The following is a 16,915-nucleotide window of genomic DNA, read 5'->3' as shown; positions in this document are numbered from 1 at the left end:
CTTTGAAGTTAAGTATAGTATTAGGAATAAATTAGTTTCACTGTTTTGATCTCATAAGGAGCAAACGAAAGCTTAATCGCTTCATTCGCATCTGTTATAAACTCGACTTCTTCCTCTAGCGCATTAGACAGATAGGCTTTCGTAAATCCATGAGGCCATTTTAAGGTTATGGAATCACGCCCACCGGAGGATTCATACCAGCGAAGAATAACTCCGCTACCATCCTCAGCCAGCTTGACCGTATCCAGGACAACATGCTGACTTTCGAAAGGAATCCAAGAATAGGTGGAAGGCAATTGTCCTTTTTGCTGAGACGCTTGACGTACCGGCACTTCATAGTTAAGCTCTGCGGCTTTCCGGAATGTGCCTCCTTGACGCCAGTCCCCTGCATGAGGATATAAAGAATAGGTGAATTGATGCTCTCCCAAATCTGCGGTGACATCCGGCCATTTTGGGGCTCTGAGCAGAGACAAACGAATCGTACTGCCTTGGACGTCATAACCGTATTTGCAATCGTTCAGCAGGCTGACGCCATAACCGAACTCAGATACATCCGCGAAACGGTGACCACACACTTCATATTGAGCCTGTTCCCAGCTCGTATTACGATGGGTTGGACGTTCAATAGTTCCGAAGGGAATCTCGTAGGTTGCTTTTTCCGCCACAACATCGATTGGGAATCCAACTTTCAGCAGTTTATGTGATTCATTCCAGCTGACATGTGTTTTAAAATCAATTCGTCGATCCTGATGATACAGAATCATATCTTGGGTAATCTCCGATTGATTCAAGCGCCAGCGGAAACGAAGAATATCCTTAACTTCTCCTGACAGCACCACTTGTTTCTCTAGTAATTCTGCTTCTCCTGCAACCTGATCCTCATATCTAGTATCAATATCCCATGCATCCCATAGCGTAGGTCGGTCGTGGAAGAAATGGAATCGGTTCGCCCGCTCACCATGCTTCACTACTTCGCGATCAGCCTCTTTATCGTATAGGCTGACGATCTCACCGCGATCGTTAAACTGTATCTTGTAGTGCTCAGTCTCCCATGATTGATCCAGTACATTCGATTGGTTAACGACTTCTTCTTCAGCGGCTATCTCGATGGTTCTAACCCAGATCGTCTTATAACCAAAGGCTGGGACTCCTGGCACATGTACGATTATCGAGGTGTTCCCCGCGGTGTCTGTCACAATATCACTCTTAAGAAGGTTATCTTCTGCATCATAAACCGCTTGATTTACTAGATTTGCTTCACAAGGTAAAGATATTACAGCATCACGCAACCAACCTAAACTGTTGAAGATCAAGTATGGCACACCGTCTCCTACAGTGTTCACTTGGGTTGATAGCGCTTCAAGTCCCGTATCAAGAGAGGTATTCCCTTTATCAAATACTTCGATATACTCCTTCTCAGACGTCACATATGATTCAGTAATCGCTGATCCGGGGATAATATCATGGAACTGATTTAAGAGAATTAGCTTCCAGCCATCATGAAGTGTAGCTTTTACTTGTTCTACCTGTTCAGCTTTCATAGCAGGCGCTGCCAGCGTATTCCAAAGCTCAGCCTCACGATACAGCACTTCAGCTTTTCGGTTATGTCTCTTGTTACGTCCATGGGTTGTGTAGGTGCCTCGGTGAAGTTCCAGATAAAGATCCCCTCGCCATATCGGGAGTTTTGGATCTCTCTCTTTAATACTTCCGAAGAACTCAGATGCGGTGCTGTAACGACTGGACGGTTGTCCGATCATCAACTCTGAGCGATCAATATACTCCAGCATTTCACGGGTTACCCCGCCACCACCATCACCATGCCCGTAGAGCAGCATTTGTTCATTATGAACATCCTTCTGCCTGTAGGATTGCCAGTGATCATGAATGTCTTTTGGAAGCGTATTCTCGTTCACTCCATGATTTAGGTACGACAACATCGGTGTTCCGTCGATCCCCACCCAATTAAACAGATCATAAGGAAACACGTTAGTATCGTTCCAGCCAAGCTTCGTCGTCATAAAATAACGAATTCCGCCGTGCTTTAAAATTTGAGGAAGCGAAGCGCAATAACCAAACGTATCAGGAAGCCATTCTATATCCGAGGTTTTCCCAAATTCCTGCTGATAGAAGCGCTGACCGTAAAGCATTTGACGCATAAGTGATTCTCCGCTCGGAATGTTCAGATCCGGTTCGACCCACATTCCACCAACCAGCTCCCAACGCCCTTCAGCGATCCTCATTTTAACCCGCTCATACAGTTCAGGATCGTTGTCTTTCAAAAATTGAAATAATAGCGGCTGACTCTGTGCGTACTTAAACTGAGGATATTCCTCCATTAATGCATCCATCGTTGAAAAGGTTCGACTCGTTTTCCGAACCGTTTCCCGGACGGGCCACAGCCATGCAATGTCAATATGCGATTGTCCGACCATATGCTCTGTTCCCTCGGCGTTTGTGCCGATTTCACCAACTTCTCGGATCAGGTCTTGTTCTAGCTCACTTACGGCTTGTCCCATGCGAATTGCTGAGTCATCCATAGCCACGAACCGATCCATTGCCCTATAAAGTAATTCCAAAAGACGGACACGGCGAAAATCTTGCTCTGGCATCAAAATGAGAGAATCACGAATAACCGTAATCGTATACATTAAGCTCTGTATCGGTCCATTAACACATACAAGCAAACTCCGAATCGAAGTGATTGGGGGCTGGATGACCGCTTGCTGATTCAACGGATCAACCGGCTCTGGAATCGGATCATAGAGCTCAATTTCAAGATCCATATTGTCTCCGGTACGCTCAGGGTCAAGTGCTACAAACGTATGATTTCGGTCAAGCCCCTGATAAGAGCTGCCATTGATACGCAGCAGCCCTTCTCCTCCTGAATGAAACACTAGACCAATCTTCTTGTTACTCCAAGTCTTCGGAAGCTCAAGTGTTTTACGGAAAAAATATGTTGTACCCTGTTTGCTCGGGAACCAATCCAGACCGTTGCCTTCAGGATAAGGTGCTGTATCCTCATATTGACCAGGAAGTTTATACGTTGAACGCGTAATATCCCAATCCCTCAGCTCGATATGCTCCAGCCACTGACGCTCCGATAGTTCTCGAATAAAACGTCTAATTCGCTCCATAATTAAACCTCCTGCACCACTAAATCGACGCTTAGCGTATCGTTAACATGTCTGCCAACCATCACGCGGAACAGACCAGGCTCAACGACGTATTTGTAATCTTTGCCGATATACTGCAGTTCTTCAGCCCCAACTGTAAATTCAACAGACTGGGTCTCTCCAGGCTTCAAATTCAGCTTATGAAAACCTTTCAGCTCTTTTGCTGGTCTGGTATACTGACTCGCTGCATCGGAAATATACAACTGAACGACTTCACTGCCTTCAAGGTCTCCCGAATTGGTAACATTAACGCTTACAGTTGCAATTTCATCAGCCCGGATCACTTCAGGAGTGATCTTAAGATCGCTGTAGCTAAAGCTCGTATAACTCAAACCATATCCAAACGGATAGCGAGCCTGCGAATCATCCTCCAAATACCGTTTACCGCGAGAGCGCTTTCCGTAATAATATACTGGTAATTGCCCCACATGTTTCGGTATTGAAATGGTCAAACGTCCTGACGGGTTCACATCACCAAATAATATATCAGCAATGGCGTGACCGCCTTCCTGACCTGGATACCAAGCTTCCAAAATGGCATGAGCATGTTGGTCAATCAAAGGCTCTGCAATCGGTCGACCATTAATGTATACAACAATAACAGGTTTTCCGAGTTTATGAATTTCTTCAAACAGCTCAAGCTGAACGCCTGAGAGTTGAAGATTCATACGGTCAATTCCCTCACCACAATCCATATCGCTCCAAGAGTGTTCCGTCACTTTAGATGCTCCGGTTCTTAAATCAATCGTTCCTTCACCAAAATCACGGGCGCTGGATCCCCCTAGAACCATAACAATTGTATCCGCTTGTTCTGCACAAGACAAGGCAAATTCGAAACCTTCCTTCGAATCGTCTTTAATTCTGCACCCAGGAGCGTACAGTACACGTTCTACCTCTTCCTTCAACTTGTGCCTTATTCCTTTCAACACAGTTACCACTTGATCAGGAGGTTGTGGTGAAGTGTAGTCGCCCAGCTGATTATATCCCTGATCCGCATTCGGACCAATAACCGCAATCGTACCTGACGCTTTGGACAAAGGTAAGATTCCAGCTTCATTTTTCAATAATACAGTGCCTTCAGCTGCAAGCTGACGAGCGATTTCTTTATGTTCACTGCTGCCAATGACTTCTTCTGCTCGATCCGGATCAACATAAGGATTGTCAAACAATCCCAAGCGGAACTTCAAGCTAAGCACACGCAGGGCAGCACGATCAATGACTTCCGTTTCCAACTTGCCAAGACGCACAGCTTCTAACAAATACTTATCGAACATCTCACCGGACATTTCCATGTCTATGCCCGCACGAATGGATTGAACTGCAGCATCCATACCGTCTTCAGCCGTATCATGACCGGAAGCTAGCATATTGATCGCTCCGCAGTCCGTAATGACCATTCCGTCAAAGCCCCATTCCTTCCGAAGAAGATCATCGAGAAGCTCTGAATTGACAGTACAAGGCACGCCATCAATTTCGTTGTAAGCTGGCATAATAGACGCGGCTCCGGCTTCAACAGCCTTCTTAAATGGTAGTAAGTCAACTTCTAATAATTCACGGAGTCCCATATGAACCGGGCCAGCATTTCTACCACCCTCTGAACTTCCGTAGCCTACAAAGTGCTTCAATGTAGCAACCACACTATCTTTCCCATCCAGTTGCTCTCCTTGAAGACCTTCGACAGAAGCAACCCCAAACTTACTGATCAGGTAGGGATCTTCTCCGAAGCACTCCTCTGTGCGCCCCCAGCGCGGATCACGGACAACATCCAGTACAGGTGAATAAGTTGCTGCTCCCCCCTGACTTCGTGTTTCAATCGCTACTGCACGGCACATTCTACGGTACAAATCTACATTCCACGCACTACCTAAAGACAATGGTACGGGAAAAACAGTGCCACCGATGGCCATATGCCCATGAGAGCATTCCTCTCCAATCAGGATTGGAATACCAAGACGGGAATTCTCAATTGCATAGCGTTGAATTTCGTTAACCGCTTGCGCCCCTTCCTTAGGAGAGAGACCACTCTCAAGCGTAACACCTGTCCAAGGGTCAGCACGGAGCACCCCATACAGGGAGCCCACGCCGCCATTCTTCACTTGCTGTTTAAAAGATTCTGTTAATGAAATTTGACCATCCTTATATTCGTAGGTCATCCAGCCGAAAGGTTGAACCAGCTGGCCAATCTTTTCTTCGAGTGTCATAAGGCTGAGTAAGTGCTCAGCCCGTTCCAAGGCAGGTTTGCTAGAATCTTTATAAGTCATTCCCATAACCTCCGGTCACTACCATTTTTTATTCTTTCACTGCACCAATCGTCAAACCTTGAATAAAGTAACGCTGGAAGAACGGATACGCCAAAATGATAGGTCCTGTTGCTAGTACGACCATCGCCATACGAGTTGTATCCTGTGGAAGCGATTGTAGAGCACTCATACTAAGTGAAGAGTTCTGAGAATTTTGGAGAATGAATTGCATGCTCGTTTCAATTCTCATAAGCATCGATTGTAGTGGAACCAAATTCGGATTGTCAATGTACAAGAGAGCATTGAACCAGTCATTCCAGTAACCAAGCGTACTGAACAATCCGATCGTCGCCAAACCTGGGAGAGAGAGTGGCAGAACAAGCTTATAGAAAATCTTGAATTCACTTGCGCCGTCAATTTTACCGGATTCGACGATTGCATCTGGAACACTCGTGCTATAGAACGTCCGAAGAATCATAATATAGAACGCATTTACGGCAAGTGGCCAGATCAACGCCCAGATAGAATCTTTTAGTCCGAGAAGCTGAGTAGCTACAATATACGTTGGAACCAAACCACCGTTAAATAGCATCGTGAAAAATGCAAAGAATGAGAAGAAGTTACGATATCTGAAAGTTTTGCGAGACACGGCATATGCATACAGCGCGATGACGCAAAGGCTGATAATCGTACCAACAACCGTAACAAAGATCGTCACACCATAAGAGCGAAGCAATGTATCCCCTGTTTCAAACACGTACTTGTATGCTTCTAAGCTCCATTTTTCAGGGAAGATTTGATAACCATTCGTTGCAAGAGATGCTTCATCCGTAAAGGAAATAATCATTACGAACAAGAACGGAAACACACACATAAAGGCAAATATACCTGCAATCAGATTCGCTCCAATATTCCAACCTTTGGAGAGCTGATGAAAGTCTTGCGTTTTGGGTTTTCTTTTAAACACAGCTCGTACCCCCTTTGAAGTAATTCACTTATTAGAACAAGGCGTTCTCTTTATCGTATTTACGCACGATATAGTTGGAAGTCATAACGAGAATAAATCCGACAACGGATTGATATAAACCAGCAGCAGTACTCATACCGATTTCACCCGTCGTTTTCAGTCCGCGGTATACATACGTATCGATAACGTTCGTTACAGAATACAGCGTACCGGAATCTCTCGGCACTTGATAGAACAGCCCAAAGTCCGCATAAAAGATTTTACCTACAGCAAGAAGGGTTAAGATAGTCATGAGTGGCTTCAGCATTGGAATCGTGATGGCCTTAATTTGCTGCCATTTGTTCGCTCCGTCAATCATGGCTGCTTCATACAATGATTTGTCTATGCCCATAATCGCAGCGAGATACACAACGCTGTTATAACCTATCGCTTTCCACAAGCTGATAATGATCAAAATAAAAGGCCAATATTTCGCTTCCGAGTACCACTGAATCGGATCTAAACCAAACCAACCTAGAATCTGGTTCAACATCCCTTTATCCATACTCAAAAAGCTGAATGCAAAGTAACCAACAATTACCCATGATAAGAAATAGGGAAGAAACATACCGGTCTGGTACACTTTCGCCAGCCGCTTATTTACGATCTCAGATAATACAATGGCCAGAGCAACAGCTAAAATGAGACCTAATACAATAAAGGCGAAATTGTACAACACCGTGTTTCTTGTAATGATATAAGCATCATTCGTACTGAACAGAAATTTAAAGTTTTCAAGTCCTACCCATTTACTATTAATGATACTAGCGAGAAACCCATCACGGCTAAAGCGATATTCTTTAAACGCAATAACCGTTCCGAGCATCGGCAAATATGAGAAAAAGAGAAACCAAATGGCCCCCGGTAAAACCATGAACAGCATGGCTTTGTTCGTCATGATATTTTTGAAAAACTGTCCGATCGCCCTCACGCTAACCCCTCCTCGTGATGAATGGATAATAAGGGCGGTGAAATTCCGCCGCCCTTTTTTATCCAATTGTTGTTACACTTACTATTTACTTGCTTTCCAAGCATCAACTTGGCTTTGAACTTCAGCCATGATTTTATCTAAGCCAGCTGCTTTCAATTTCTCAATTGCTTTAGGCAGGTATACTTCAGGATCAACAGTTCCTGTCATGAGCGGTGCCCAGAACTCTTCTTTTACGTTGTTGACTGCAGCAAGCTCAGTGGATACTTTCGTAGGATCAAAGTTAAATCCGAGCAGTGGTGCATTTGTACCTGATTCATTAAACTTCTTGAACTCTTCCCATTTGTTCTCAGGATCTTCTGGGTTCAAGTAAGTAAGCATTACGTTACCAAACGTAAATGTAGGCATGTCATAGTTCTTGGATTCAGGAAGATTTTCCATTACATTTTCACTAAGTTTCTTGTAGTGCTCGCCTTCGATACCGGAATCCACCAGGTTACGAAGCTTTTCATCTGTGTTAAGCAGGTTCAAGAATTTCATCGCTTCTTCAGGATGTTCCGAGTTAGAAGAGATGGCTTGCATGGAACCCATTACAGACCAGTTATAAATTACAGGGTCTCCAGCTGGTGTGGAAATGACTGGATATCCATAGCTTTGGCTCCACAGGTTGTCCGCGAAAGGCTGGGTAGCAGCACGGTCTGTAAACCAGTTACCGGATGTAAACAAATCTTGAGTCGAAGTTGTAGTTGCTGCTTCAGGAGAAATATATCCTGCTTTGTAGAACTTGTTCATTGTTTTCAAAGCTTCCATCGTTTCAGGTGCTTCGAGGAAGTTAACCACTTTCAATTCTTCATTGTCGTCCAGGTGAACTGCCATAGGCATTTTTTCAATTACGTAGTCGAAAGGAAGCAGTGGACTGAAGTCTTTGTTGATCGCGAGCGGTACCACATTTGGTTCGTTTTCCTTGATTGTTTTGAGCAGTGGCTCAAGACTTTCCAAAGATTTCACATCGGTAATATCCAAGTTGTATTTCTCAAGGAGAGTTTTGTTGAAACGCCATGCTTCTTGAGCAGGGAGCTCTTTGTTAGCCGGAATCGCATAGTTATGTCCGTCAACTTTAGAACCTTCAAGGAAAGCAGGATCCAATACTTCTTTGATACCTTGACCATGTTTCTCAATCAGCTCGTCCAATTCCATGAACGCGCCTTTTCTTGCATTTTGTACATAATCAAATGCCCATGAGCTTGTGAACAAAATATCCATCGGCTCACCAGACGCAGCCATTACCTGCATTTTTTGATTGTAGTCACCAAAGTCGATCATTTTCATATCTACCGTTACACCGATTTTTTCGGCAGTATATTTATTGATTTCAGCTTCAACTTTTTCCAAATCTTTTGGAGGAGCACCGATCGTGTACCAGATCAGTTCTACGGGTTTAGAACCACCATTGCTTGCGCTTTCATTTCCCGCATCCTTTTTGTCGCCGCCACATGCCGATAGTATCATCGAAACAGATAGCAACAATGTTACGGGAAGCAGCCACTTCTTTCTTGATTTACTCATTTCATTTCCTCCCTTTTTTTCTCTGTGTTTGTTTTGTTTCTCTTGATATATATAAGGTTACTGCATGAAAGCATTTTCACATAGGCGACAAATTAAAGTTAATATGGTTGAAAATAAAGAAAAAACTACTCTGATTAAATCATCAGAGCAGTCCTTTAAAATCTCTCGGAGAAAGGCCTACGTATTTCTTGAATTGTTTATAAAAGTATCCCGTTTCCCAATAACCGACCTCTCTAGCGATTTCCTGCACTTTTAAGGGTGTATTGCGAAGCAGCTCCTTCGCTTTCTCTATCCGATAGCGATTAATGTACTCGGTAAAACTCTCACCTGTTTCTTTATTAAAAAGATGCCCCAAATACACCGGATGAATATGAAACTGAGCTGCCAGCACTTTAAGTGATAAGTCCTCATCATACGATTCATGTATATAATTTAGCGTCTGCTGAATTACGGGGCTCTTAATATCACTATTTAAGGAGTCGATAAGTCTGCCAACCCCTTCTTTCACAGCTAGTATTAAATCATCGATCGAACCCGATCCCATAATTCGGCTTAGCGTATTTTTTACGAAATCTGGAGCTGCACCATATTGTATGTCATTAAGTTCAATTTTAAATCGAATAATAAGCTCTACGGCAATGCTCTGAAGGACACTTGGAGTAATCCCAGAAGTATCTCGAAGACGAGCAAAATCGCGATCAATAGTATTAAACAGCTCATCCTTGTCCCGCGCCCCAATCCCTTTGGCGTAATCGGGCCAATGAAGGGTTAAAGATCGTGATGCCTCGTCCTTTCGTTCCTGAATGTCCACATAGTCTACATAAGATGGCTGTTCGAGCACAAGAAAATATTCCTGAGCTTCTTTCGCATGCCTATAGCTTTCTGTAATATGCTCTGAAATAGTCTCAACACTTCCGAGAGATATACTAATTTCTTCTCCATAACACTGTTCCCTAACCTGCTGAAGTAACCGTATAGCTCTAGGTTTCTCCATTAGTGGTTCATCCATCGTAAAAATCACAACAAAATCTCCGTCGTAATCAACTAAATACATTACATTATTCTCTTGCTCGACCAGACGCATCAGTGCCATTTCCAGCTTTGCCGATTGCGCTCGGAGAACTGATACTAACAAATAAGGCCGGTCCAGACGTAATCCAAGGAGAGACGCACGTTCTGCCAATTCAGCTGGTTCGATTCTCCCGGTCAACCAGCGATAAAGGATGTTGCTTCTGAGAATAGAAATGTCATATTCATCTAGCGCATATTTTGCACGTGATGCATTGATCTTCTGAATTGTTCCGGTAAGTGTCTCGTCCAGTTCCTTAAAGTTGATTGGCTTGAGTAAGTAATTCTCGATCCCAAGACGCATCGCCTCTTTCAAATAAGAAAAGTCATCAAACCCGCTAAGGATAATCACCCTCAATTCAGGCTTGATTTTTCTAACCTCCTCAATAAGGGTCAATCCCGTCATCACTGGCATAGAGATATCCGTAATTAATATATCAACAGGAAGATGCTGCATCTTCTCCAGCGCCTGTCGTCCATTCTCTGCACTTCCTACGATCTCCATACCAAATCGAGACCAATCTACTGCATCATATAGCCCTTCTATAATAAAAGGCTCATCATCGACAATAAACACTTTATACATCTCGTTCGTCACTCCTCATGTGTTACCGGAAAATCGATAGATACCGTCGTACCCACGTCCGGCTTACTCTGGATGTCCATACCATATTCATTTCCATAAGTAAGCTTTAGCCGCTCGTTTACACTTCTTAGTCCAAAAGATTCTTCGTTCGTTTCGGAAATTTGAATGCGCTTAACAATGCTGTCCAGCCGCTCGGGTGTAATCCCTTTTCCATTATCACGAATCACGATTTGAATTCGACCACCATCACGCACGACTTTAATGTGAATGTAGTTATCATAACAATCTGTCTTTAACCCATGCACAATATAATTTTCGATGAGTGGCTGCAATGACATTTTGATCATTGGTATATTGCCTAAGTCTTTATCCCAATCTATCTCATAGCTAAACTTATCCTTATACCTAATTCGAAACAGCTCAAGATATAAACGGCAAGCTTCAAGCTCATCTTTCAGAGTGTAGTTAAGTTTTGACTGCACCATATTTTTAAAGAGAACCGATAAACTATATATCATCTCTCCGACATCGTGAGCCCCCTGGGATAAGGCTCTCATCCGGATCACTTCAAGCGTGTTATATAAAAAGTGAGGGTTGATCCTTGCTTGAAGCGCTAATAACTCCGCATTTTTCTGATTAATTTCTGCTTTATACACTTTATCAATATACCTTGTCAGTTCATCCAGCATTTCGTTAAAACTTTGTGATATTTGTCCGAGCTGATCCTCTTTCGGATCTTGGATTCTAGCTACAAAATCTCCGGTTTCCACTTTACGCATAAACCGAATAATATTATTAGTTCTCTTCGAATAATTCACAATCACTACTGCAGGCAAAAGGATAGCTATCAATATACAGACAAAGGCGAGCGGTATAATCGTGTTACGCAAGCCTTTATACGACTCAGCAACTTCTGTTTTGGGAGCGATTCCAACAACGGTAAATCCACCTTGATTATGAGGTGAGGCTGTTATATATGCTTCTTTTTCTAGCTCAACTCTAGTTTTAGGATTAAGAAGTTCCTCTGTGTCAGGGTAGCGCTTACCGTAATATTGTCGTGAGGAGTCAAAAAGCACCTGACCATCAGCGGATAATATCATAATATAGCCCTTCAAATCTGAATTAGCATCGTCCAGCAGCTGATGAATTCGGTCTGTACGAAAATAAACGAGAAGCTGACCAAGGTTCTTATAACTTCTCATATCATTAATGGGACTTCTGATCGAATAAAGTTGTGTATCCTCTGTCTGTATCTGCTTCCAAACCCATTCATTAGGTAGCGTTACACTTTGAGTTTCCAATGCCATTGCATCAGGGATAAAAGAGCGTGCAGCGTTCGCCTGATACAGCTTATTCATACTTCCCTGCTTAAAGGCATACATAAACTGCTTCTCAGCACTATAAAGAATAATGTTCTCTATATCCAGGTCATCTTCCAGACGCTGTTTGAAATAGGCCAACACACTTTCTGACTGCGGGCTGTCTGAATTCGAGAATCGATCGATTCTTTTCACCATATATTCATCGAAATTATTCAACAGAAAAAAAGCAAGATCATCACTTAGCAAATTGCTCCGATAAAGATCATTTACATACGCATGAACAGCTTCGTACTTCTGATCTACATATCGTCCTACCATCTCTACCGCATCGCGCTGATTATCGATTTCACTACGGATAGCCGATTGCGATAAAAAATAGTACATCAAATATGACAAAGTAAGAATCGTTACTATGGTGATTACTGAGAACGACAACAACATTTTAGTGAACATATTATTTTTTATATAATTGTTATAGAAGTTAACCGGAAACACAATAGTCTAACTCCTTCCTGATGCAAGTACGAATAACTTCGGTCGTCCTACCTCTCTAATATAACATGTCTTATAAATTAAATAATCTTGTAATAATTTGGATGCAGAAGAAGAGACTAAAAAAGCCAAGGGCATCATCTCCCTTGACCTGTTAGTCACACTTCAATTATTAGGCATTTAAAGCCCCCGTCTCCTTAAACAAGTCAGCCACCTGCTCCTGCTGATCTTTGTCACATTCAAGAAGTAAAAGCATGCGATCAGCTTCTACCTGCCGTTCGTACGATTTCGCATCCTCCTCTGGAATGCCCAGTCCTCTTAAAGCTATGGCTAAGCTGTCTGGCTCTTTACTTCCAATTCCTGCTCCAGCCGCTCTTTCGGCAACAGGTCCCACAGCGGCAATAGGCTCTGTCAACACATCAAAACCAGACAATACCATTCGTAAAGATCCAAGCAGACCACTCGAAGCCATTCCTGTGTCTGGATTTTGGGTCCCTGCCAATTCACTTAGATCCTCCAGCATTTCTACTCTGCGTCCAATGAGCGAGATTTCTTTTGTGTTAAATCCCAACTCCTCTAACTTCTTAACCAATTGATATACATCCGCCTCTGCTTCATAGATACCCACCATAAGAATTGCCATATATGTTTACCTCCACTACAGGTTTCTTTAAAACATTGCAAATACGTACCTCATTAACCATTCTCGAGAAAAAATAAACGGAAGCGATAGAAGCCTATTTTCTCTTCTGAATGCGCGAATGCACATCCAAGCACATAGGATAAGAAAAAAAGGAGCTGTTGATCATGCCTAATTACCGAATTATAGTTGACAGATCAAAATATCAGCTGCACTTACTCGATGGGGACATCGTAGTAAAAACCTATCCCATTGCTGTCGGCAAACTCGCTACCCAGACACCTCCTGGTAACTTTACCATTGTGAATAAAGAACCAAATCCAGGTGGTCCATTTGGTTCTTATTGGCTCGGTCTATCTAAACCCCATTACGGAATTCATGGCACGAATGATCCATCTTCCATCGGAAGATCGGTATCTCATGGTTGTATTCGGATGTATAACGAGGATGTCAACGAGCTTGCCTCTCTCGTCCCAATCCATACCAGAGTGACAATCAGAGACTAATATTTTTGTACTCTGGAACATTTGCCCTTCATTCAAAACAAGCGAATGTGGTTAATGAGAACTGTTAAGGCGTAATAATCGTGACACCATACATAGCTTGGAGGGAACGCTCTATGATGCAGAGCAAATATTTTCGTACATGTCTCGGTATAATTGCACTGCTGTTAATTATTTATCTCGGTTCCAAAATCAGTTTCCTGTTTAACCCGATCGTCTCGATATTCAATATGCTTCTTATGCCGGTTGCGATATCAGGGTTTTTCTATTATTTACTTCGTCCAATCGTGGACTATCTGGAACGACGAAAAATCAAGCGCCCACTTGGTGTGTTTATGATTTATTTTGTATTTGCCGGATTATTTGCCATCTTCATTCTTCTCGTATGGCCGACTCTGAAAGAACAGATTGAAAATTTCATTGAAAATGCACCTAATCTGGTCGATGATCTTCAGAAACAAATGAATCATCTTGGGCAGAATCCGTTCTGGTCCCGCTTTATGCCATCGGAATCCGAAATCTACAGTAGTTTAATGGATTATGCGAACAAAGCCATGACAACGATCAGCAATTCCATCACCAACCTGATTACAGTTGTCTCCAGTTTTGTTGTCATTATCGCCACCGTTCCAATTATTATGTATTACATGTTGAAAGAGAAAAACAAATTCTCGTTCAAACTGCTAGGTATCCTTCCTAGGAGATACCGCAAAGATGGACAAGAGGTGCTAAGCGACATCGACAACGCACTAAGTAACTACATCATTGGAAAGGTACTTCTAAACCTCGTCCTTAGCGTCCTTATGTATATCGGATTCCTTATTATTGGTCTACCGTACTCCCTATTGCTTACGCTCATATCCTTTGTTCTTAACTTTATTCCGTACGTGGGTGCTCTACTCGCTGCGATACCTGTCGTCATCGTCGGATTTATCGAATCTCCGAGTATAGCGATCTGGTCCGTTGTCGTCATTGTCATTGCTCAACAAATTCAGGACAATATTCTTACACCTGTCATATACGGTAAACAGCTAGATATCCACCCGCTTACAACCATTGTATTATTACTGGTCGGTGGTGATTTCTACGGGATCCTAGGCGTTCTTCTAGCTATTCCTGCTTATATGATTCTAAAAATCATCGTCGTTCGAGTATACGAGCTCTTTCTGGCAGAGAAGATCGAAGATGCTTAATAGATTTTCGTTATTAACCTTACTAAATTAACAAAGGGGCTGTCCCAAAAGATCTAGGATCTTGCGGGATGACTCCTTTTTCTGTTGTGAGACACTACGGGTACAAATCATTCCTCCCATCGCTCTTGTTCTCCAATTTCCTGAACTGGTTTTAGTTAGGGATGGAAATTGGATCACAAAGGCGACCACTACCGTTTGTCCGGAAACGCTTTGTCCCCTCCGCTGCTTTGAGCATATCCATCAAAAAACGTATAAACTTAGAACCTCCTTTATTGATTTCATCAGCATTCTCACCATGGACTCCAAACCCACAGCTTCGCTTTTTACGCGAGGTCTTTGCTGACTCTACCAGCTCAAACAGGGTCATTGGAGGGCAGTGAGAGAACTGTTTCTTTGACGGAATCTGAGTTCCTAAACCCCGCGTTCTCCCAACTGCCAAACAATCGAAAATCCAAGCGTTATCTACTTCGGGGCCCGTCCGAAGTAAGCCTAAAGTTCGGATGGCTATTACCTGCCCACAATCTGCTAAAGTGGGTGACAATAAATCAAAAAAGCCGAAGACAGGAACTCTAATAGAGCCTTTCTTCGACCTTTTTCGTATGAAAATAGATAAAGTGTATATAAGATCATCAAACTTTGCCTCGCAAGGAACGGACAACAAAACTATACTCATTCTTTCGTAATCGCTGACCGCTCGACAGCGTGACGGTTTCCATATCATGTGCTACCAATATAGCCTGAGGTGTTACTAGAGAATCGCCTTTCCAGATCATCACATTAGAACGAAAGTATACCGCATTATCAAATTGAATCGAATGATTGATTCTATATCCAATACTGTTTAAAGACGGAGACCGATCAGCCCGCTCAATCTTTGTGATCGCATGAAAGGGTACCACAACATCACCCGGTACAATTACAATTCTCTCGTGTACATTGTCCCAAATCTTCAGTATACCTTCAACAGCGATCTTCGCACCGTCACGCCGCTGGACAACTACTCTACGCCCAATCCAATGCTTCAACTTGGCCACCTCCGGACTATTTACTTTTTCGTATCCGGTTGATTAGGAATATCCCATTTTACCGGCTTAATGCCCTTCTCTTCCAAAAAAGCGTTTGCCCTAGAAAATGGACGACTTCCGAAAAAGCCTCTCCGTGCTGCGAGTGGACTCGGATGACTGGATTCCAGTACCATGTGCCGGCTCCGATCAACAATAGCGCCTTTTTTTTGCGCATAACTGCCCCACAGTATAAAAACCATCGGCGTATTACGCTCATTTAATTGTGCTATTACTGCATCCGTAAAGGTTTCCCATCCCAACCCTTTATGAGAATTCGGCTGCCCTTCTCTAACGGTAAGCACTGCATTCAATAGCAGAACGCCTTGATTAGCCCAGTGCATCAGAGATCCATGGGACGGAGCAGAAATACCCAAATCCGCTGTCATCTCTTTATAAATATTATGTAATGAAGGAGGTATCCTAACCCCAGGCTTAACAGAGAAACTCAGTCCCTCAGCCTGCCCAGGTCCATGGTAAGGATCTTGTCCCAGAATTACCACCTTTGTATCCTTATATGGCGTTTGTTTCAACGCGCGAAAAATATCCTCTTTCGGCGGGTAAACGGTATGGTTCTCATATTCTTCTACGATCTTCGTACATAATTCTTCAAAATATGGCTTCTCGATTTCCTGTTGTAGAACCGCATCCCAATCATTATTAAACACCGATGCATCCTCCTAGCTGTTATTCCCGGATAACCTTATATTATGGTAATGCAAATATTACACTCTTTCTACGAAAAAATAAACCAGCATCCTAATAGGAAGCTGGTTTATCTTTATCATATGCCGTATCAATGAGGCTGCGATTCTTGACATTAAAAAATAAAGCTCCTCTCTACACTTTGTTACAAGTGCTGAAAGGAGCTTTATTTCATTGATGCCGAGGACGGGGGTCGAACCCGTACGGTAGTCACCTACCGCAGGATTTTAAGTCCTGTGCGTCTGCCTGTTCCGCCACCCCGGCATAATTCACGCGGTTTTTCCACGTTTTACACTTCGCTTTATTCGAACCTCCGTATGGGATTCGGACCAACAAGCGGTATGCTTCCTGCGCCTGCTTCGCAATGTTTGTCTCAGCAGCGACAAGATAGATAATATCACGGAAGTTATATAGTTGTCAACAAATAAATTA

General features: G+C 43.0%; 12 protein-coding genes and 1 tRNA gene. 2 read left to right on the top strand and 11 right to left on the bottom strand.

The window, feature by feature from the left end:
- Window positions 1-20: 20 nt before the first annotated feature.
- From ACFQV5_RS22140 to ACFQV5_RS22105, 8 genes are all read right to left on the bottom strand, one after another.
- Entirely contained in the window at window positions 21-3,134 is a 3,114-nt protein-coding gene (locus ACFQV5_RS22140; RefSeq protein WP_379250065.1) for an alpha-mannosidase, read from the bottom strand.
- 2 nt (window positions 3,135-3,136) lie between these two features.
- Window positions 3,137-5,434, bottom strand: a complete 2,298-nt coding sequence (locus ACFQV5_RS22135) for a glycoside hydrolase family 3 N-terminal domain-containing protein (RefSeq protein ID WP_379250063.1) — start codon at window positions 5,432-5,434, stop codon at window positions 3,137-3,139.
- 28 nt (window positions 5,435-5,462) lie between these two features.
- Window positions 5,463-6,380, bottom strand: coding sequence for a carbohydrate ABC transporter permease (locus tag ACFQV5_RS22130; RefSeq protein WP_379250061.1), 918 nt, complete (start codon window positions 6,378-6,380; stop codon window positions 5,463-5,465).
- 31 nt (window positions 6,381-6,411) lie between these two features.
- Window positions 6,412-7,341, bottom strand: a complete 930-nt coding sequence (locus ACFQV5_RS22125) for an ABC transporter permease (RefSeq protein WP_379251131.1) — start codon at window positions 7,339-7,341, stop codon at window positions 6,412-6,414.
- Between the two features lie 90 nt (window positions 7,342-7,431).
- Window positions 7,432-8,913 carry an ABC transporter substrate-binding protein gene (locus tag ACFQV5_RS22120; RefSeq protein ID WP_379250059.1) on the bottom strand — a complete coding sequence of 494 codons (1,482 nt, stop codon included), beginning with the start codon at window positions 8,911-8,913 and terminating at the stop codon, window positions 7,432-7,434.
- A 142-nt stretch (window positions 8,914-9,055) separates the two neighbouring features.
- Complete coding sequence (locus ACFQV5_RS22115) at window positions 9,056-10,567, bottom strand: response regulator (protein ID WP_379250057.1); 1,512 nt, start codon at window positions 10,565-10,567, stop codon at window positions 9,056-9,058.
- An 8-nt stretch (window positions 10,568-10,575) separates the two neighbouring features.
- On the bottom strand, window positions 10,576-12,273 hold the full coding sequence (locus ACFQV5_RS22110) for a sensor histidine kinase (protein WP_379250054.1): 1,698 nt from the start codon (window positions 12,271-12,273) through the stop codon (window positions 10,576-10,578).
- Between the two features lie 280 nt (window positions 12,274-12,553).
- Window positions 12,554-13,024, bottom strand: a complete 471-nt coding sequence (locus ACFQV5_RS22105) for a general stress protein (RefSeq protein WP_379250052.1) — start codon at window positions 13,022-13,024, stop codon at window positions 12,554-12,556.
- Between the two features lie 164 nt (window positions 13,025-13,188).
- Here ACFQV5_RS22105 and ACFQV5_RS22100 point away from each other — a divergent pair, with 164 nt between their 5' ends.
- Window positions 13,189-13,527, top strand: a complete 339-nt coding sequence (locus ACFQV5_RS22100; protein WP_379250050.1) for a L,D-transpeptidase — start codon at window positions 13,189-13,191, stop codon at window positions 13,525-13,527.
- A 113-nt stretch (window positions 13,528-13,640) separates the two neighbouring features.
- A complete protein-coding gene (locus ACFQV5_RS22095) occupies window positions 13,641-14,717 on the top strand; it encodes an AI-2E family transporter (protein WP_379250048.1) in 1,077 nt (358 codons plus the stop codon).
- A gap of 629 nt (window positions 14,718-15,346) precedes the next feature.
- Here the strand turns inward: ACFQV5_RS22095 and ACFQV5_RS22090 are convergent.
- The 3 genes from ACFQV5_RS22090 to ACFQV5_RS22080 form a co-directional block, all read right to left on the bottom strand.
- Window positions 15,347-15,742, bottom strand: a complete 396-nt coding sequence (locus tag ACFQV5_RS22090) for a hypothetical protein (RefSeq protein WP_379250046.1) — start codon at window positions 15,740-15,742, stop codon at window positions 15,347-15,349.
- 20 nt (window positions 15,743-15,762) lie between these two features.
- Window positions 15,763-16,446 (bottom strand): uracil-DNA glycosylase, encoded by a 684-nt coding sequence (locus ACFQV5_RS22085; RefSeq protein ID WP_379250044.1) that lies wholly within the window; start codon window positions 16,444-16,446, stop codon window positions 15,763-15,765.
- Between the two features lie 215 nt (window positions 16,447-16,661).
- Window positions 16,662-16,747, bottom strand: a tRNA-Leu gene (locus ACFQV5_RS22080).
- Window positions 16,748-16,915: the final 168 nt, after the last annotated feature.

It is taken from the genome of Paenibacillus sp. GCM10028914 (assembly GCF_042666275.1).
Taxonomy (GTDB): Bacteria; Bacillota; Bacilli; order Paenibacillales; family Paenibacillaceae; genus Paenibacillus_AQ.
This window is presented reverse-complemented; position numbering and strand designations above follow the sequence as displayed.